Below are 16,820 nucleotides of genomic sequence, written 5' to 3' on the forward strand. Positions count from 1 at the left end.
TATCATTACATCAAAATAAGCCGTTTAAATCTATCCAATAATAAGAACAAGGGCTCATGACAAAATTTGGTTTTGTCACGGGCCCTTGTTCTTATTAATCATCTTTTTCTTGTTCCGAATCTGGTTGCTTAAATACCTCCCGTGGCTTTGAGCCATTAGCTGGTCCGATATAGCCGCGTTGCTCCATGTCATCAATAATCCGGGCAGCACGGTTATAGCCAATTCTGAACCGTCGCTGGATTAACGAAGTCGATGCCTTCTGTTCACTGACCACAAATTTCAGTGCTTCGGGGAACAGCTCATCTTCGTCCTCCTTTTGCTCCTCAGTCGCCATTTCTTGGTCCGTAACAACCATGCTTTCATCATATTCTGCCGGCTGTTCCTTCTTAATGAAATCAACTACTGCTTCTACATCATGGTCCGAGATAAAGGCCCCCTGGACCCGCGTCGGCTTATTCTGGTCAATCGGTTCAAATAGCATATCCCCACGGCCAAGTAACTTTTCAGCCCCATTGGTATCTAAAATCGTCCGTGAATCAATTCCGCTGGAAACCGCGAATGCAATTCGTGATGGCACATTTGCCTTAATCAATCCCGTAATAACGTCAACAGATGGCCGCTGGGTAGCAAGAATCATGTGGATTCCTGCCGCCCGCCCCATCTGGGCAATCCGGACAATTGCATCTTCAACATCATTAGAAACGGTCATCATCAAGTCAGCCAATTCATCAACTACTACTAGGATTAACGGCAGCGTTGGCTGAGCGGTGCTTTCTTCCTGGTCATTATTATCACGAACTAATTTGTTATAACCAGCTAGGTTCCGTACACCAAACTTAGCAAAGAGCTCGTAACGGCGTTCCATTTCCCCAACAACTTTTCCCAGCGCCCGGGCCGCCTTCTTTGGCTCGGAAACAACCGGGCTCAGCAGGTGGGGGATACCATTATAAACACTTAGTTCTACTTTCTTAGGGTCAATCAATAAGAGCTTAACTTGGTGTGGTTTTGCCTTAAGTAGGATACTCGTCAGGATAACATTAATGGCTACTGACTTACCACTCCCGGTTGCACCAGCAATCAGCAAGTGCGGCATCTTCGTTAAATCTGCCATTTCAACATTCCCAGTTACTGTCCGTCCTAGCGGAACATTTAATGGGTGGTCATCTTGTGGCGCTGCCTCAAACATATCACAGAAGCCGACCGTTGCAACCTGCTTATTCGGCACCTCGATCCCAATCAGTGACTTACCAGGAATCGGTGCCTCAATCCGGATATCCTTTGCCGCTAATGCTAATGCAAGGTCATCGGCCAAGTGGGTAATTCGGCTAACCTTCACCCCGACTGCCGGCCGGAGTTCATATTTTGTCACCGACGGCCCCAGGTTAACATTTTCAACGGTTGCATCCACCCCAAATGATTGGAGCGTCGTTTGCAACGTGCGGGTATTCTTTTTGATGTCCTTAAGGTCAGACTGCTGGTCTGCCGCCTTTACCTTGCTCAATAAGTCCAATGGTGGCAGCTGGTAATCCTTGTCCTCTTGTGCTGTTACCCCCGTCATCGGTAAATCGTCGGCCGCTGGTTTATCCGTAACGTCAGTCGGCGTATCTTCCTGGTTAGTGCTGGCAACGGTGATCTTCGGTGCGGGCGTCGGCTTTTCCACCGTTACTTCAACGGCCTTCTTTCGGTCGGCAACCGGTTCAGGAAGCGGCTTCTCATCCGTTGCTGCTTTACCAGCGGTTGTTACGTTGGGATCAACTGCCGGTTGGTCAGCATAATCACGAACTGAACGTCCCGCTTTTTGAATGCCCAGGCCAGCCTTCTTGATTGCTAGTCCGACGAGGTTTAAGAATTTCCGCCATGGCAAAGCAAATAAAATAACAACCCCTAAAATCATGAGGAGCCAGGCAAGAACGGCGGTCCCCACCCGGGCAATTAATAGCTCACTTAATGTGTAAAGGTAGGCACCGATCATCCCACCACCAGTTGGGACGGTTGTGTCGCCATTAAAGATAACCCGACCAATGTTGCTCCACGTTACCGCTACAAAATTGGAATGAATGTTAACTTGGTTCACCATTAGGACGTGAAGCCATAAAAGGAGCCCGAGATAAGTAACTAGGTAACCGATTATCCACCGGGCCCGCAAACGCGGCCACTTGGCGTAAAAAGTAAATGATAGTGAAAATAGCATGACGGTAATAATCGCGACGGGATAGCTTACGCCAAAAAGTACCCGGAAGCAGTTGGCAATTACGGTGCCTAGTGCCCCTAAGCTGGTTAATCCCAGCACCATTAACAGGGTAACAATTAACCCGACCAAGTTATTGACTAGTCGTGCTTCTTTCTTACTACTTGTTTTCCGCGGCTTGCGACTGGATGAACGACGTGACGATGAGCGTCTTTTTCTCGCCATTATCCCCCCTCCTTACTTCAGCTTATCAAAATGGTAGGTATGTACCCGGGCCAGCTGAGGAAAGTTTTGCTGACGTAAAGCTTCATAAATAACAATTGCTGCACTATTTGAAAGGTTTAACGCCCGGATGTTGTTATCATTTTGTGGAATCCGAATTGCGTTATCCGGATACTTACGCATAAACTGCTCTGGCAGACCAGTGGTTTCTTTACCAAAAAGGAAGTAGTGGTCACCATCACTTGTGTAATCAACATCGGTGTAGTCATGATTGGCAAATTTTGATACGATATATAGCTTATTCAGGTCCGGAACCGTCGCAATAAATGAAGGAAGATCATCATGGTAAGTAATTTTGACCTTATCCCAGTAATCAAGCCCGGCCCGCTTCATATGCTTATCATCAGTCGAGAAGCCCAGCGGTTTGATCAAGTGTAGTTCAGTATTAGTCCCGGCACAGGTGCGGGCAATGTTCCCCGTGTTAGCCGGAAAAAGTGGTTCAAACAAGACAATGTGGTTAGTCATAGTAAATCTCCTCAAGAAAATAAAAAAAGCAGGGTCTCGGTGTGGGCACGGCGAAACGCTGCTTTAATGAAGTACTCCTTAGCAATTACTAACGAATCTGTTCGATATCAATTGCTAAACGATTTCTGACTAATAATTTAACACGATTTAATGCATTGTGCAAATATTATTCGCCTTTTTTAGCAATCAATAAGCTCACGTCAACCGTTACCCTAGTTAGCGTCATTAATTCTTTAGCAGTTAGCTGCCTTGCTCCTTTTCCCCAGTGCAGAGGCGTCATCTCTACCAACGCCTCCTGCTGACCGCTTGGGATTGTGAACTGGTACTTCACCTGTTTAAGCTGACAATTTGGATAATGCTGTTTAAACAGGTTGACTACCCGCTGGTTATCATAGTGTGACTTTGCCTGGTTCTTACCATAAAGTAATTGCCGAAGCTCCGCCAGGTAACCTGAATTGGGAACAACCTTAATCAAGCAGCCACCCGGTGCCAGTACCCGGTTAAACTCGCGGTAGTCAGACGGCGAGAATAACTCGACCAGTGCGTCGAAGCGCTGGTCGTTGAACGGAAGTTTCCGTAAATCAGCAACACAGAAGAATGCCCGTAGCCCCAACTGAGTTGCAAGGGTAATCCCTGGTTTTGAAATATCAAAACCAACCATTACGTCACGGTCATTCTTGCGGAGGGACACTAGTTGCTTCAGTGGCGTTCCCTCACCAGTTCCAACATCTAAAAGTCGTAACGGTTTATCAGGAAGCACCCCTGCTACCTCCTTAATAATTGGCGTAAAGAGGCCGCTTTCCAGCAACTGCCGCCGGGCACAAAACATTTCTCGACCATATTCCGTTTCTGCCGCCCCAGTTAAAAAATGGAGGTAGCCATGGCGGTTAAAGTCAATCTGATGACCATTCTGGCAAACAATGCTGTTGTCTACTACCCTGGCCATTGGCGCCTGGCAGGTTGGACAGCGAAAAAGATTAATATTTTCTTGGACAAACTTCTTTTGGCGTTCACTTTTCTTCATAAAATTTATTCTCCTCAATCCTTCCATAATAGTTTAGCACAAGCTAGAATTAATCAACATGAATTGGTATTATTGAGGTAGCATTTTTAAAGGAGGAATTGATTTTGAGCGAACAATTTTTAATTGGTACATATACAAAGAAGGACAGTAAGGGCGCCTACATGGTTACCCTGGATACCGATAAGGGCGAACTCACTGATGTTAAGTTAGCAATCCCATCTCAAAAGCCAGCTTACTTGCAGGTTGGCCCTATGCAACGGGTTTACGCCGTTAAGCAGGTCGATGACCAAGCCGGTGTTGCTTCTTATTCCTTAGCAAACGGTCAGTCAGAAACCATCAGCACGGTCTTAGAAGAAGGTCCAGCACCTGCTTACGTTGGCCTTGATGAAAAACGGCACCTGCTTTACAGCGCTAACTACCATACTGCCAAGGTTGAAGTTTTCAAAATTGCTGAAGATGGCAAGCTGACACTCCTTGACACCGTTACCCACCAAGGTGAGACCGGTCCTGAACCAGAGCAAGAAGCTCCCCACGTTCACTACGCCGACCTGACACCGGATCAACGCCTGATCGTCTGCGACTTGGGAATGGACTTAATTGTTGTTTATGACGTTGCTGATGATGGCAAGCTGACTGCTGTTTCCCGGTTTAAGTTTGAACCTGGTTTCGGTACCCGTCACCTGATCTTCCACCCAAACGGTAAGTATGTTTACGTCCTTGGTGAATTGTCCAGTAAGCTCGCGGTTCTAAAGTACAATGCTAACGATGCCAGCTTTGAACACCTGCAAACAATCAAGACGATTCCGGCTGACTGGACTGCACATAACGGTGCTGCAGCCATTCGGATGTCAAAGGATGGGAAGTTCATCTACACTTCCAACCGTGGTGAAAACACGATCGCTGTCTTTGAAGTCCAACCCGACTTCACCGTTAAGCACATTCAATCTATCTCCACTGAAGGTGACTTCCCACGGGACTTCAACCTTAGCAGCGATGAATCCTACTTGGTTGCCTCTAACCAGAACACTGACAACCTTACCCTCTACAAGCGTGATGCAAACAGCGGTAAGTTAACCCTCCTCCAAAAGGATGTTGCTTGCCCTGAACCGGTTTGTGTTCAACGCTTCAACTAAGTCATAATCGATTAAAAATAAGAGGACCCATGACAAAACTCATTTGTCACGGGTCCTTGTTTTTGCTCCAAATATTACAAAAATATCGCGGAAAAGCATGGTTATTCTTTTCTAAGTGCTCGTTTAAAATCGGCCGGAACCGGTGCCTCCACTGTAATCCAGTCCTGCTTAAAGGGACTATAAAACTGCATCCAGTAACAATGAAGGGCCTGCCGGTTAATTAATCCCTTTGCCGCTGGTGCTCCGTACATCTCATCCCCTACCAAGGGGTGGCCGAGGAAACTAAAATGAACCCTGATCTGGTGGGTTCGCCCCGTGTGTAAACGGATTTTAACCAGGGACTGGTTGTCGCCAGCCTCTTCCAACCAGTATTCAGTGACCGAGGGCTTCCCATCCGGCGCAACCTGGCGTTTGACAAAGGAATCAGGGTCACGACGGATAGGCGCATCAATGTAGCCATGGCTAGTATGCAATTGCCCGGTAACTAATGCATAGTAATTTTTCTTTACCTGGTGTTTCTTCAATTGCCGGTCCAAAACAGCATGGGCAAACCGGTGCTTCGGGAACACTACCAAACCACTGGTATCCTTATCTAACCTAGTGGCCACGTGGGTAACGCGATTCTCATAATTTTGCTGGCGGTAATAATACTTTACCCGGTTAACCAGACTGTCAGCTACCGCAACATTGTGCGCAGGAACCGTCGCCACCCCTGCCGGCTTATTTAAAACTAAGAAGTCACGGTCTTCATAAGCAATCTCAATTGGCGCCGACGATTCATCAACGTGATCGTTCGCTTCTTCCGGTGGAATCACGATTGAATACTTGTCACCCTGGTGGACCATGTCAATTGCCCACTTCGGTTCACCATTGATCAGCATCCGACCGCCATGGAAAATTGCCACCTTCATCAGCGAACTAGTAACCCCGCTCATCCGCAACGCCGACCTTAACTTCCGGGGTGTTTGGTGGTCATATTGCCATGTAAACTCCATTACTTGGCACCGCCAATAAAGGAATCCTTTACCCGGTTCCAGAAGTTGGTGTGACGGTAGCGAGCAAAGTAAATCCGCTTTTTGGAAACCTGGTAGGAAACTTCTAATAAGTGCCGCTTACCTTCCGCATTCTTCAACCGCATTTGGTCACGGTCACAGGTCATCACGTGATCGTTTGCGTCACGTAGGCGAAGCATCAGCTTGGTGTCTGCACCAAAAATAATTGGGGAACCCAGCGTTCTAAATACACGGTTGTTCAAAGATGCCATTTCGGCAAGTTGGAAGCCAATGCTATTAGGATCCATGATCGCCCCACCAACAGACTTGTTATAAGCGGTCGAACCAGTTGGGGTGGAAATACACAAGCCATCTCCCCGGAAGTTTTCAAATAGCTGGTTATTGATGTAGACATCACAGACCATTGTCTTAGTGATGTTTCGAATTGTTGACTCGTTTAATGCAATAAAACTCTCAACCGTTCCATCAGAATAAACCGCATGCATATCAAGTAGCGGGTAGGAAACCGACTGACCACTATCCTGTACCAAACTATCAACCAGGTCATCAATTTCAAAGTTCCGCCAGTCAGTATAAAATCCTAGGTGTCCGGTGTGGATCCCGACAAAGCGAATCCGATCTAACTGGTCAATGTAGTGGTGAAAAGCAGACAAGAGCGTTCCATCCCCACCAATCGTAATTACTACGTCAGGCTGTTTTTCATCATGGTCCAGCCCCGTCCGCTCAATTTCGTCACGGAGAAGCTTGGTTACCCGTTGTGACTCAGCTGATTCATTATTGTAAATCCCGATTTTCATTTGTTACTCCTTTTGGTGGTCCTGACCACCATCATCATCCTGGTTTTGTGTAGACTTCTTATACGAAAACAGCGTTTGTGCTTCTTGAATTTCTTCCCGAATTTCAGACATCTCTTCATCCAGGCGGAAAGCAGCTTCTGCTGACCGTTGCAAGCGGGCCGATAAATCCTCCGGGAAGGCCCCCTTATACTTGTAGTTCAGAGAGTGCTCAATGGTTGCCCAGAAATTCATTGCTAACGTCCGAATTTGAATCTCTGCGAGGATCCGTTTTTCACCAGTGATCAACTGTACTGGGTACTCAATGACAATGTGGTAGGAACGGTAACCACTTGGCTTAACGTTTGAGATGTAATCCCGTTCTTCAAGGATCGTCATATCACTCCGTTGGCGCAAAAGGTCAACGACTTCGTAAATGTCCTCAACGAACTGGCACATAATCCGCAGGCCAGCAATATCTTGCATATCCTGTTCCAGGCGGTCTTCTTGAACGTGACGCCGGATCATTTTCTCCTTGATACTATCGACCGGTTTTACCCGCCCGGTGACAAACTCAATGGGTGAATGCTGTTCTTCATCCTGGTACTGTTTCCGCATCCCCCGTAGCTTAACCTTTAATTCATTGACGGCCTGTTGATATGGCAATAAAAAGTGCTGCCAGTTTTCAATCATAATCTAGCCTCCCGTTAAATCTCGATCCTATTTTAGCATACTTTCGCTTAAGGACAGAGAATTTCAGCCAAAACAAATTACTTTACAAAAGAGGGGGGATTTGTCACAATAACAGGTGTTAACGTTACTTATAACGATCGGAGGGGCAGTAATGCTTGAGATTCACTTATTCGTGAACCCACTAGGAATGCGGTGTTTTCGGTGCGAAAATGACGTTCTCCGGGTGGACAAAAATTTGAATACTAAGATCTCCTACCAGTTTATCCCAATGTTTAACATGCAGACCATTACGGATACGATTGAGTTATACAAGTTGGACCGCTGTAGTTTAACAGTCCGGCAAGAAGTTGCTGATACATTACACCAGGTAATCATGGACTACAAGGCGGCCCTCTTCCAGGGTGGTCGGCGTGGTCGGCGCTACCTCCTTCTTCTCCAAAACGAGATGGTCAAGAAGGGCTGGCATTATTCCGACGAGTTAGCACGCACCGTTGCTGATAAAAGCGGTCTTGATCTTGAAATGTTTATGGAAGATCGCCACTCGAAGATTGCCAAAGAAGCATTTAAAAAGGACCAGGCAATGACCAACTCACTTGGTATTACCAGGACTGCAACGGCAATCGTTTATGATTCAAAGGAGCCAGACTACGGCTATCTCATGCCCCATTTTGACTATGAGACCCTGATTGAGTCTTACCGCAACCATACTTTCAACCCCCACCAATCTGTTCAGGATTTCGCCAAACAATACCACCCACATACACTTAGAATTATTAAAAGTAATTAAATTATGAATAAGGAGCTGTGACACAACTCGGTTAGGGCCTGCAACACGCAGTTAGCCTATCTGGTATGTCTAGCATAGGACGCCTAGCAATCGTCCGTAACTAGACACACCGAGGTCCTGGCTTGTGGCACGCAATATCTCTGTAATATTCGGAGCTAAAAGAAAGAGCCCGTGATAAAGCTTAGTTTTGTCACGAGCTCTTTCTTTTAAAATTGTAGTCGTTCATCATGGAATGCCTGCGCAACAAACTTACCAAGCAGGTCCGTCAGCTTCTGCATGGCGATAGAAGCCATTTGTTGGTTAACCGCAGTTAGTTCCGCTTGGCAATTATCACTACTAATGGTCTTGTCAGTTTTAACTTGTAACTGACGGGTAAGTGCCAGCACATCTTCACTGCACTGTTCAGCTAATGGTTGGGCCCGGCGGTAATCACGATCACCAAGTGCTGCTAAAGTATGAACCAGCCAGTACATATTATCCGGCGTGTATTGCGCTTTGGTATCACGGTATGCTGCAGGTGTGTCATTGACGTTAGCATAAAATGGCACAAGAGCGTTGAAAGTATTAGGACCAAATGCAAGCCAATGAACGCCGGCAATCTTTTTATCTACCCCGTTTCTAATCTGGAGAATGTGCAATTCCAGGTTCCGGTTTAACGCAATTGAACGAAATAGTGCCGGGTGTCCTGCTTCCTGCTGGTACGGGTCATAGGAAGTACCATTGTAATGCGAACTCATCACTTGCTTAATTACTTCCACCGTCAGCTTATTATCCGGTACACAAGCAAACGGCAGGTCGTAATCGGTTGGCTTACTTATCGCGCGTCCCCCACCGAGCTGGGATTGGACATACCAAGCACGTGGATTGTTGTAAACCCGGTCCTGGTTAGTAGCGCTGCCAAAGATCAACCGGAAGTTATAACCGTGCCGTCCTGGATTAAGCTGGTGGTCATCGATTAATTCTTGCAACTGGGGCGAACACATTGTATCAGGTGAATCGAAGTCAAAATCAGCAATATTTAACCGGTTAGGAGCAATCACGTATGAGTCATCCGGCACCCGGACTGCTGCCCACTGGTGGCCACCGATTGTTTCAAAGTACCAAACCTCTTGCTGGTCACCAAAAGCAATTGCGTTAGCTTCATACGTTCCGTGCTGCTCCAATAACTTACCCAGCCGCTGGACACCCTCACGTGCGGATGAAATATATGGCAGTACCAAGGTTAGGTAGTCCTCTTCACCAATCCCGTCCTCCGTATTGTAGGGGTCGATTGCCCGGATCCGCGGATTAGAGGTAATCGTTTCGGTTGCCGTCATTGAAACATTGGCAGTATTAATTCCGCCAGCACCAAATACCCCCGCACTATCATCAGCATCTGGTGTTGATGTATAGCCATACCGGGCCACTGGCAATTCGATCTTGAACTTGCTCCCCTTACTCTCGTAATGATGTGGCTGCTGGTTTGGGGTAAGGTAAACAAACTTTTGGGGGTCAAAGGCATCACCGTAGTCTTCTTCCCGACAAACAATTGTTGACCCATCGATTGTTGCATTTTTTCCTGCTAATAGCATTGTACATGTGTGTTCGTTCATCACCATGCCTCCTTTTACTTAATTTTACCCTATGCCATTGCGGAATAGTAGTCTGTGATTGCGGCCAACTTTGCTTCCAAGCTGTTAAACCATTTTGGATGCCGGCACAGTACTAAATGGTCCGAGTACTTTTTGATCACCCCGGCCCGCTGAAGATCAGTGGTTAGGCAACTAATTGCAGATTGATTTAGTCCATTATCCAGACAGGTAAAATCAAGCCAAAAAGGTTGACCAAGCTGGGTTAGCAGGTGTTGCCACGTACTTGCTTTCCACATTGCAAATAATGGTTGACGTCCTAAATACAATACAACTGCAATCCGCCAATAAATAAGTTCACTGTTGGTGACCGGCCAACTGGGCACCGTATCATGACACACCAAGGGACAGCAGGAAAGTGCAACATTACTACTAAAAACAAGGTGGCTAATGGCTGCTTGCCTAACATTTGGCCGCGAAAGCGCTAAGGATTGTCGACGAATAATTCTTTCAGCAGTTAGCCGTTTCTTACTAAAAGAACAATAGTAGTAACCCTGCTGGTACTCGAAGCGGGCCTGCTGTGTATTCCAGTAAAGGATCGCTGGTTGCCCACCGAAAACCTGGGTAAATTGAGCGATTTTTGCCCGTGATAAACGTCGTCGGTAGGGCTTCCCTAGCACCCAAACCGGGATTATTTCTAGCTGCCGGTAACCACCATTCCGTTCCCTTAGTCGTTGCACGCTGAGCGGACTACACTGAAATTCAATGGCTGTCTGGACGCCACCATTATTAAAAAGGATATCTGGGCGCTGGTTAATTTGTGGTAGGTAAACTTCAAGACCTGGCGCTAAATTGTGAAGAACTAACCAGTCAAAAAGTTGTTGCTTGCCAAGTAAGTGCTCTGCTGTCTCGCCTTCATTCATTACACAGTCGGCGCCCGGCAAATGTGCAAAGTGGGCCACCATTTTCTTGCCATGACGGAGCCGGACTGGCTGGTGACAAGTAGGACAAGTATATTCACTGCCCACCCGTGCCTTATTTGCCATCACTAATTGACTATTTTCATTTGCAACTAACAAAAAAATCCCCCACCTAATAAAGACGGGAGATTAAACCAACGGTATTAATTTATTTAAAATAATGATAGATCGTTTCTAGGGCTGAGCCGGACATAATTTTTTTGGCGTGCTCTGAGAGAAAGTCAACCGATGTTGCGGTGGGATTACCATACTCGTAAGCAATCGCCAAGTTATCCTTAATCGTGTTCTCACTGTCGCCCGACTGGTAATACCATAGAGCCAGGTAATAACGATCGTTGTACTTATAGAGTTCACTGACGAGGTCCGTATTTTCTTGAATCCCAGCATAGTCGATTAGGTCTTCAAATGAACTAAACATTACAACCCGCCAACGGGGCGCAGCCGGAATCTCTTCCGGAGCTGCACCATCGCTGTTAATACTTGTCTGCCGTTTGTCAGGCTGTTGGTCGTGAGTGGCTGCTTGACGCGCATCAGCGATATTTTGCTTGATATACTGAGCAATCTGCTCATTGTTCTCACTATTTAGCTTTTCGTTGGCACTATTTTTACTGATGAAAAGTTCTAGTCCATTTCCGGTAGGCATAACCTGGAAGGTAACTGAATCATTGTCAGTAAATTGGTGGTCCGTATCCACCTCACGTAAGATGCTGTAGAAGAAATCCTCAATCTGCTGGTGGTCACCAAGGAGGTCCAGAATCGTTATCCCTCGTGCATCTAAATCATCATTACTGATTAGTACACGAATTGTATTCTCATTGATTCTTTCCATTTCCAAAACGCAGCACCTCCTTAATTAAAATACTTATTTCCATTTTAAATGTTTTCATCTAAAAGTAAAGCGTTGTAATAATAACAAAGCTGGAAAAAACAGGAGACTGGGAAGAACTTCATTGTCTTCCCAGTCTCATTTGATTTTTTAGATTAAGTCTGCTTTTCGTTGAGCCTCTGCAAGCTCGAGTTCCCGGACCTTCCGTGGTAGGAAACGACGAATTTCATCTTCATTGTAACCAACCTGTAAACGCTTGTCGTCCATAATAATTGGGCGCCGCAATAAGCCGGGGTTTTCACTAATTAGCTTGTACAATGCCTTCATTGGAATTGCATTTAAATCAACATTTAGATTCTTATATGCCTTGGAACGTTTAGAAATAATATCTTCCGTACCATCTTCAGTCATCCGCAAAATGTTCTTGATTTCATCAACTGATAAGGGTTCAGAAAAGATATTACGTTCTTCAAAAGGAATGTTGTTTTCTTGCAACCAAGCACGAGCTTTACGGCAAGAGGTGCAACTTGGAGACGTATAAAGAGTAACCATTAAGTAAAAGCCTCCTTTTCTCTTTCTTACAACGACATTCATTAATACGATATTATTATACTATGTTCTATCTAGTGATAAAAGGGTTCTCGGCAAATTCCTTGACTTTTTGTAAGTAAAATTACCTTTCCTTAATAATTATTTTCTATGTCCGCGATAAAGTGTACTATAATTGAAATTGACTATTATTTGAGGAGGTATTCCCGTGTTAACAAAACTTAGCTTCACATTTGGTTCACGCCAGATTTTACAGGGAATCATTGATAACAACCCTGACCGTAAGCTTAAATTAATGCAAGCTTCAACGCATAGCAACAAGCTCGCACTATTTGACCTGTCAAACCAAGATACTATTTTTAAGACACCGGTTGTACTAAACGTTTTAGATGAAACACTTAACAGTAGTTACGATGGTTTATTCTATTACCAATCATTTCAAGTAAATGGTGACCGGCAACAAGTTTTATACAATAGTTTACAAAAGGTGATTGCTGACAAGCCAGGCAATATGAATGCCGGTTTGATGACTTCTGTTGCAAATAAGGCTGAAAGTACTACGCTTGTATTACTGACAGCATGGAATAGCTTTGAAGACCTAACAGCATGGAAGAACAGTGAATCTTTCAGCAACTTAACTAGCTTTACAACAATGGGTTCCGATAACTATTACTATGATGAAGTTTATCGGTCAATTTACTAAAACTGTAAGCAGTCAATAACAATACGTCTAGGCGCGGTCGACCAATCCCCCTATACTGAAAACATAAGATTCAGTACAGGAGGATTTCTTTATGGAAGAGAAGCATGATATTGTGGCACCCGTTTTCAAAGCCAAAGGTAAGCCGGTTAGTAAGGTTAAAATTTCATCGCAACCAGTCGTTAAAATGAAAGCTGGAAATATCCAATTAACAATTTTCAAAGGCACCAATCCCAGCCTTGCGGCCGAGATTGTAAAGGCTGTGGTGCGTTATGCTCATTAACTGGCACGATCCAGACCATGTTTATCTAGTTTGCGGGAAAACTGATTTACGTAAAGGAATTGATGGGCTGGCGATGGTTATCGCGGAAAACTATGGACTAGAGTTATACGATAATTCTCTGTTCCTCTTTTGCGGGTCACGTAATGATCGGTTCAAAGGGTTACTTTGGGACGGTGAAGGCTTTATTTTACTCTATAAGCGTTTTGAGAATGGTCATTTGAGCTGGCCAAGACATAGTAGTGAAGCTAAAGAATTATCAGCCAGGCAATTGGATTGGTTACTGAAAGGATTAAACCCGTTGCCAGTTCGTCGGATCAAAGCTGCCCAACCAGGTACCCTTTATTGAATTACCTCTGTTTAAAACCGTTGTTCTTTGATATAATTACCGAAGAATAATTTAAAGGGAGGTGACGTACTATGAGTAAGAGCTTAGTAGAAGAGAATCGAGAGCTTAAGCAGCAGATCAAAGCCTTGAAGGATCAGGTTAATAAGTTGACAGCGATTATTAAGCTTCAACAAAACCAAATGTTTGGGGAAAAAACTGAAGTAATTGAGTCCGTAGTTGATGGTCAGCAATCATTGTTTAGTGATGATGAACTAGCTCAGCTGCAAGATTCTAATGTTTCAATCACGGAAGTGATTGAAAAGCAGACAAAACAAGTGGTGCGTCACCGGAAAGCCAAGTCTTCTGGTCAGCGGACCGCTTTTTTGGATGGTTTACCTCAAGTGGATAAGACGATTCATTTAACTAATACGGATTGTCCAAAGTGCCATGAACAGATGAAAAAGATTGGTAATCATTTGTATAGCCGTGAAGTCCGGCTAAAGCCTGCCGAGTTGTACTGTGTGAATTTATACCAAGAAAGCTATAAATGTAATGACTGTGACGAAGATGGTAAAGATATGATCATTAGTAGCCAGATGCCACAATCATTATTGCCTCACAGTTATGTTTCCAGTAGTGTTTTGGCTAAAGTAGCTGAATATAAATTTGCCTTAGCTTTACCCTTTCATCGACAAGTAAAGCTTTGGCAAGCCGTTGGCTTGCCAGTTAGCGGTCGTCAACTCGCCACTAATATCATTACAGTTAGTCAAACATACTTGAAGCCACTGTATGAACGGTTAACCCAATTAATGCAAGGTGAAAACGTAATTTAAATGGATGAAACGCCATTTAAGGTCATTGACGAAGCTAAAAATACCAGCTATTTTTGGGCAACCAAGACCACGAGCGAATTTAGTCGTCATCAGATGGTGATTTTTCACTATCGTAATACACGCTCAGGAAAAGTAATTGGCGATATTATCGGACAGGGCTATCCGGGCTTTATCATGTGTGATGGCTATGGCGGTTACAGTAATCGTTTATATCCCAATGCCCGATTTGGCTCGTGCTTAGTTCATATTCGTCGGGAGTTTATTCGAATCACTAAATTACTGAGTAAGAAGCAATTAAAGTATTCGAAAGCTCTCCATGCGGTAAAACTACTCGGGGCCGTTTTCCATAAGGAAAACGAATTAGTATATCAAACTGAAAAGGAAAAGCGGCAGCAAAGAATTACTCATGTGAAGCCGTTGCTTGATAGGTTTTACCAGTACTTGGGAAGTATCACTTCACCACAGTGCCGGCTGTGTGCAGCCATCAAGAATGCCTTAAAGCTTCGGACAAGAGTATATCGGATTTTTTAAAATGGACAAATCCCCCTAAGCAATAACTCGCTAGAAGGAGAGATCCGTTTTACAACCTTGGTTCGTAAGAACTGCTTGTTTGCGAAAAGCGTTCGTGGAGCTGAAGCCAATGCGATTTATTACACGTTAGTTGCAACAGCAAAAATTAATAAACTAAATGTATATAAGTATTTCAAATACCTGTTTGATCGACTACCCAACCAGAAAAGGAGCGACATTGAGGCTTTTTTACCGTGGGCAGAAGAAGTGCAACAAGTATGTCATAACTAGAGAAAGGGCGTGAACCGTAAAAAGCCGCGGCTCACGCCCTTTCATTTATTTTCAATACGTATCGTTATTGACTGCTTACCTAAAACTGGTACTAATTTCAAACGTAAAAGGGATGATGGCAAGATATTTTGCCACCGTCCCTTTTTAAGTTTGAAACATGATCTTTAGCCAAACAAAAAAGACATTACCAACAGTAATGCCTTAACAACGGTCCGTACGAGACTCGAACTCGTGATCTCATCCGTGACAGGGATGCGTCCTAAACCAACTAGACCAACGGACCAAAATTGCGGGGGCTGGATTTGAACCAACGACCTCCGGGTTATGAGCCCGACGAGCTACCGGACTGCTCTACCCCGCGATAATAAGATGACCCGTGCGGGATTTGAACCCACGATACCAGCGTGAAAGGCTGGTGTCTTAACCACTTGACTAACGGGTCATAACGGAGAATGAGGGATTCGAACCCTCGCGCCGCTTTCGCGACCTACACCCTTAGCAGGGGCGCCTCTTCAGCCAACTTGAGTAATTCTCCAATGGGCCTAAATGGACTTGAACCATCGACCTCACGCTTATCAGGCGTGCGCTCTAAACCAACTGAGCTATAGGCCCATAAAACTATAAAGCGGGTAACGAGAATCGAACTCGCGACAACAGCTTGGAAGGCTGTGGTTTTACCACTAAACTATACCCGCATTATATGCCAATGGCGCGGGACGGAATCGAACCGCCGACACACGGAGCTTCAATCCGTTGCTCTACCAACTGAGCTACCGAGCCAAATACGGTCCGTACGAGACTCGAACTCGTGATCTCATCCGTGACAGGGATGCGTCCTAAACCAACTAGACCAACGGACCAAATTGCGGGGGCTGGATTTGAACCAACGACCTCCGGGTTATGAGCCCGACGAGCTACCAGACTGCTCTACCCCGCGATAATAAAAGGAGGATGAGGGATTCGAACCCTCGCGTCGCTCTCACGGCCTAGCGGTTTTCAAGACCGCCCCCTTCAGCCACTTGGGTAATCCTCCATAATAAAAATGTATAGATTCATCAGAGCTAATGCCCGATGGACCTTGTAGGACTCGAACCTACGACCGGGCGGTTATGAGCCGCTTGCTCTAACCAACTGAGCTAAAGGTCCAAAACAGCCAGCCAAATCGCGGCGGGGGGGATCGAACCCTCGACCTCCCGGGTATGAACCGGACGCTCTAGCCAGCTGAGCTACACCGCGAATGCTAATATATTTATATTAGAATCGGGAAAACAGGATTCGAACCTGCGACCCCCTGGTTCCAAACCAGGTGCTCTACCAAGCTGAGCTATTTCCCGAAAAAATGCACCCAGAAGGAGTCGAACCTTCAACCTTCTGATTCGTAGTCAGACACTCTATCCAATTGCGCTATGGGTGCAAAAAGTGCCGAGGACCGGGATCGAACCGGTACGGTTATCACTAACCGCGGGATTTTAAGTCCCGTGCGTCTGCCAATTCCGCCACCCCGGCATTATAGAACTGGCAAAGCGGAAGACGGGATTCGAACCCGCGACCCCCACCATGGCAAGGTGATGTTCTACCACTGAACTACTTCCGCATA

Annotated in this window: 15 protein-coding genes, 16 tRNA genes and 1 pseudogene; 6 read left to right on the forward strand and 26 right to left on the reverse strand. The window is 45.4% G+C overall.

Annotation, left to right across the window (positions count from 1 at the left end; genetic code table 11):
• Nucleotides 1-94: 94 nt before the first annotated feature.
• The 3 genes from QOS07_RS05180 to QOS07_RS05190 form a co-directional block, all read right to left on the reverse strand.
• A complete protein-coding gene (locus tag QOS07_RS05180; protein ID WP_283587937.1) occupies nt 95-2,413 on the reverse strand; it encodes an FtsK/SpoIIIE family DNA translocase in 2,319 nt (772 codons plus the stop codon).
• Nucleotides 2,414-2,425: 12 nt separating this feature from the next.
• On the reverse strand, nt 2,426-2,935 hold the full coding sequence (locus tag QOS07_RS05185; protein ID WP_283587938.1) for a tRNA (cytidine(34)-2'-O)-methyltransferase: 510 nt from the start codon (nt 2,933-2,935) through the stop codon (nt 2,426-2,428).
• Nucleotides 2,936-3,101: 166 nt separating this feature from the next.
• The gene (locus QOS07_RS05190; RefSeq protein ID WP_283587939.1) at nt 3,102-3,959 is read right to left on the reverse strand and encodes a methyltransferase domain-containing protein; all 858 of its coding nucleotides are present in this window, start codon (nt 3,957-3,959) and stop codon (nt 3,102-3,104) included.
• A 104-nt stretch (nt 3,960-4,063) separates the two neighbouring features.
• Between QOS07_RS05190 and QOS07_RS05195 the strand changes: the two genes are divergently transcribed.
• Nucleotides 4,064-5,092: a lactonase family protein gene (locus tag QOS07_RS05195; protein ID WP_283587940.1), complete on the forward strand. Its 1,029-nt coding sequence runs from the start codon at nt 4,064-4,066 to the stop codon at nt 5,090-5,092.
• Nucleotides 5,093-5,193: 101 nt separating this feature from the next.
• Here QOS07_RS05195 and QOS07_RS05200 read toward each other — a convergent pair whose 3' ends face one another.
• From QOS07_RS05200 to QOS07_RS05210, 3 genes are read right to left on the reverse strand one after another with little or no spacing between them, the layout of a single operon-like run.
• Complete coding sequence (locus QOS07_RS05200) at nt 5,194-6,087, reverse strand: RluA family pseudouridine synthase (protein WP_283587941.1); 894 nt, start codon at nt 6,085-6,087, stop codon at nt 5,194-5,196.
• Nucleotides 6,087-6,902, reverse strand: a complete 816-nt coding sequence (locus QOS07_RS05205; protein ID WP_283587942.1) for an NAD kinase — start codon at nt 6,900-6,902, stop codon at nt 6,087-6,089. The genes QOS07_RS05200 and QOS07_RS05205 overlap by 1 nt, the downstream gene beginning before the upstream one ends.
• A gap of 3 nt (nt 6,903-6,905) precedes the next feature.
• Nucleotides 6,906-7,571, reverse strand: coding sequence for a GTP pyrophosphokinase (locus tag QOS07_RS05210; RefSeq protein WP_283587943.1), 666 nt, complete (start codon nt 7,569-7,571; stop codon nt 6,906-6,908).
• Between the two features lie 151 nt (nt 7,572-7,722).
• On the opposite strand from QOS07_RS05210, the gene QOS07_RS05215 reads away from it, so the two are divergent.
• Nucleotides 7,723-8,358, forward strand: coding sequence for a DsbA family protein (locus tag QOS07_RS05215; RefSeq protein WP_283587944.1), 636 nt, complete (start codon nt 7,723-7,725; stop codon nt 8,356-8,358).
• A 206-nt stretch (nt 8,359-8,564) separates the two neighbouring features.
• On the opposite strand, the gene QOS07_RS05220 is transcribed toward QOS07_RS05215, so the two are convergent.
• From QOS07_RS05220 to spxA, 4 genes are all read right to left on the reverse strand, one after another.
• Nucleotides 8,565-9,950, reverse strand: a complete 1,386-nt coding sequence (locus QOS07_RS05220) for a C69 family dipeptidase (RefSeq protein ID WP_283587945.1) — start codon at nt 9,948-9,950, stop codon at nt 8,565-8,567.
• 29 nt (nt 9,951-9,979) lie between these two features.
• Nucleotides 9,980-11,005 carry a competence protein CoiA gene (locus QOS07_RS05225; protein WP_283587946.1) on the reverse strand — a complete coding sequence of 342 codons (1,026 nt, stop codon included), beginning with the start codon at nt 11,003-11,005 and terminating at the stop codon, nt 9,980-9,982.
• A 49-nt stretch (nt 11,006-11,054) separates the two neighbouring features.
• Nucleotides 11,055-11,741 carry an adaptor protein MecA gene (locus tag QOS07_RS05230; RefSeq protein WP_283587947.1) on the reverse strand — a complete coding sequence of 229 codons (687 nt, stop codon included), beginning with the start codon at nt 11,739-11,741 and terminating at the stop codon, nt 11,055-11,057.
• A 141-nt stretch (nt 11,742-11,882) separates the two neighbouring features.
• Entirely contained in the window at nt 11,883-12,284 is a 402-nt protein-coding gene (gene spxA / locus QOS07_RS05235; RefSeq protein ID WP_283587948.1) for a transcriptional regulator SpxA, read from the reverse strand.
• A gap of 205 nt (nt 12,285-12,489) precedes the next feature.
• Here spxA and QOS07_RS05240 point away from each other — a divergent pair, with 205 nt between their 5' ends.
• The 4 genes and pseudogenes from QOS07_RS05240 (at nt 12,490) to tnpC (ending at nt 15,223) form a co-directional block, all read left to right on the forward strand.
• Complete coding sequence (locus QOS07_RS05240) at nt 12,490-12,984, forward strand: hypothetical protein (RefSeq protein ID WP_283587949.1); 495 nt, start codon at nt 12,490-12,492, stop codon at nt 12,982-12,984.
• Between the two features lie 91 nt (nt 12,985-13,075).
• On the forward strand, nt 13,076-13,264 hold the full coding sequence (locus QOS07_RS05245) for a hypothetical protein (protein WP_283587950.1): 189 nt from the start codon (nt 13,076-13,078) through the stop codon (nt 13,262-13,264).
• Nucleotides 13,254-13,610, forward strand: coding sequence for an IS66 family insertion sequence element accessory protein TnpB (gene tnpB / locus QOS07_RS05250; protein ID WP_098045482.1), 357 nt, complete (start codon nt 13,254-13,256; stop codon nt 13,608-13,610). Before QOS07_RS05245 ends, tnpB begins: the two co-directional genes overlap by 11 nt.
• 71 nt (nt 13,611-13,681) lie before the next feature.
• A pseudogene (tnpC, locus tag QOS07_RS05255) lies at nt 13,682-15,223 on the forward strand (IS66 family transposase).
• A gap of 208 nt (nt 15,224-15,431) precedes the next feature.
• Here the strand turns inward: tnpC and QOS07_RS05265 are convergent.
• The 16 genes from QOS07_RS05265 to QOS07_RS05340 all read right to left on the reverse strand — a co-directional run bounded on the left by QOS07_RS05265 (nt 15,432) and on the right by QOS07_RS05340 (nt 16,817).
• A tRNA-Asp gene (locus QOS07_RS05265) sits at nt 15,432-15,506 on the reverse strand.
• 4 nt (nt 15,507-15,510) lie between these two features.
• Nucleotides 15,511-15,584, reverse strand: a tRNA-Met gene (locus QOS07_RS05270).
• A 9-nt stretch (nt 15,585-15,593) separates the two neighbouring features.
• Nucleotides 15,594-15,665: transfer RNA gene (locus QOS07_RS05275), tRNA-Glu, on the reverse strand.
• Between the two features lie 4 nt (nt 15,666-15,669).
• Nucleotides 15,670-15,758, reverse strand: a tRNA-Ser gene (locus QOS07_RS05280).
• A gap of 2 nt (nt 15,759-15,760) precedes the next feature.
• Nucleotides 15,761-15,835: transfer RNA gene (locus QOS07_RS05285), tRNA-Ile, on the reverse strand.
• A gap of 12 nt (nt 15,836-15,847) precedes the next feature.
• Nucleotides 15,848-15,918 (reverse strand) — tRNA-Gly (locus tag QOS07_RS05290).
• A 12-nt stretch (nt 15,919-15,930) separates the two neighbouring features.
• Nucleotides 15,931-16,003 (reverse strand) — tRNA-Phe (locus QOS07_RS05295).
• Nucleotides 16,004-16,008: 5 nt separating this feature from the next.
• Nucleotides 16,009-16,083: transfer RNA gene (locus QOS07_RS05300), tRNA-Asp, on the reverse strand.
• Nucleotides 16,084-16,086: 3 nt separating this feature from the next.
• A tRNA-Met gene (locus QOS07_RS05305) sits at nt 16,087-16,160 on the reverse strand.
• Nucleotides 16,161-16,168: 8 nt separating this feature from the next.
• Nucleotides 16,169-16,256: transfer RNA gene (locus QOS07_RS05310), tRNA-Ser, on the reverse strand.
• Nucleotides 16,257-16,295: 39 nt separating this feature from the next.
• Nucleotides 16,296-16,369, reverse strand: a tRNA-Ile gene (locus QOS07_RS05315).
• A 16-nt stretch (nt 16,370-16,385) separates the two neighbouring features.
• A tRNA-Met gene (locus QOS07_RS05320) sits at nt 16,386-16,459 on the reverse strand.
• A gap of 24 nt (nt 16,460-16,483) precedes the next feature.
• A tRNA-Pro gene (locus QOS07_RS05325) sits at nt 16,484-16,557 on the reverse strand.
• Between the two features lie 6 nt (nt 16,558-16,563).
• Nucleotides 16,564-16,637: transfer RNA gene (locus QOS07_RS05330), tRNA-Arg, on the reverse strand.
• Between the two features lie 6 nt (nt 16,638-16,643).
• Nucleotides 16,644-16,729, reverse strand: a tRNA-Leu gene (locus QOS07_RS05335).
• Between the two features lie 16 nt (nt 16,730-16,745).
• Nucleotides 16,746-16,817: transfer RNA gene (locus QOS07_RS05340), tRNA-Gly, on the reverse strand.
• Nucleotides 16,818-16,820: the final 3 nt, after the last annotated feature.

Origin of the sequence: Limosilactobacillus viscerum (assembly GCF_947387525.1) — a bacterium.
GTDB classification, from domain to species: Bacteria; Bacillota; Bacilli; order Lactobacillales; family Lactobacillaceae; genus Limosilactobacillus; species Limosilactobacillus viscerum.

Bases quoted from the DNA above. Each gene is read 5' to 3' on its own strand.
- QOS07_RS05245 (WP_283587950.1), top strand. From the start codon at position 13,076: ATGGAAGAGAAGCATGATATTGTGGCACCCGTTTTCAAAGCCAAAGGT.
- tnpB (WP_098045482.1), top strand. From the start codon at position 13,254: ATGCTCATTAACTGGCACGATCCAGACCATGTTTATCTAGTTTGCGGG.
- QOS07_RS05200 (WP_283587941.1), bottom strand. From the start codon at position 6,087: ATGGAGTTTACATGGCAATATGACCACCAAACACCCCGGAAGTTAAGG.
- QOS07_RS05210 (WP_283587943.1), bottom strand. From the start codon at position 7,571: ATGATTGAAAACTGGCAGCACTTTTTATTGCCATATCAACAGGCCGTC.
- QOS07_RS05215 (WP_283587944.1), top strand. From the start codon at position 7,723: ATGCTTGAGATTCACTTATTCGTGAACCCACTAGGAATGCGGTGTTTT.
- QOS07_RS05185 (WP_283587938.1), bottom strand. From the start codon at position 2,935: ATGACTAACCACATTGTCTTGTTTGAACCACTTTTTCCGGCTAACACG.
- QOS07_RS05190 (WP_283587939.1), bottom strand. From the start codon at position 3,959: ATGAAGAAAAGTGAACGCCAAAAGAAGTTTGTCCAAGAAAATATTAAT.
- spxA (WP_283587948.1), bottom strand. From the start codon at position 12,284: ATGGTTACTCTTTATACGTCTCCAAGTTGCACCTCTTGCCGTAAAGCT.
- QOS07_RS05205 (WP_283587942.1), bottom strand. From the start codon at position 6,902: ATGAAAATCGGGATTTACAATAATGAATCAGCTGAGTCACAACGGGTA.
- QOS07_RS05220 (WP_283587945.1), bottom strand. From the start codon at position 9,950: ATGAACGAACACACATGTACAATGCTATTAGCAGGAAAAAATGCAACA.
- QOS07_RS05180 (WP_283587937.1), bottom strand. From the start codon at position 2,413: ATGGCGAGAAAAAGACGCTCATCGTCACGTCGTTCATCCAGTCGCAAG.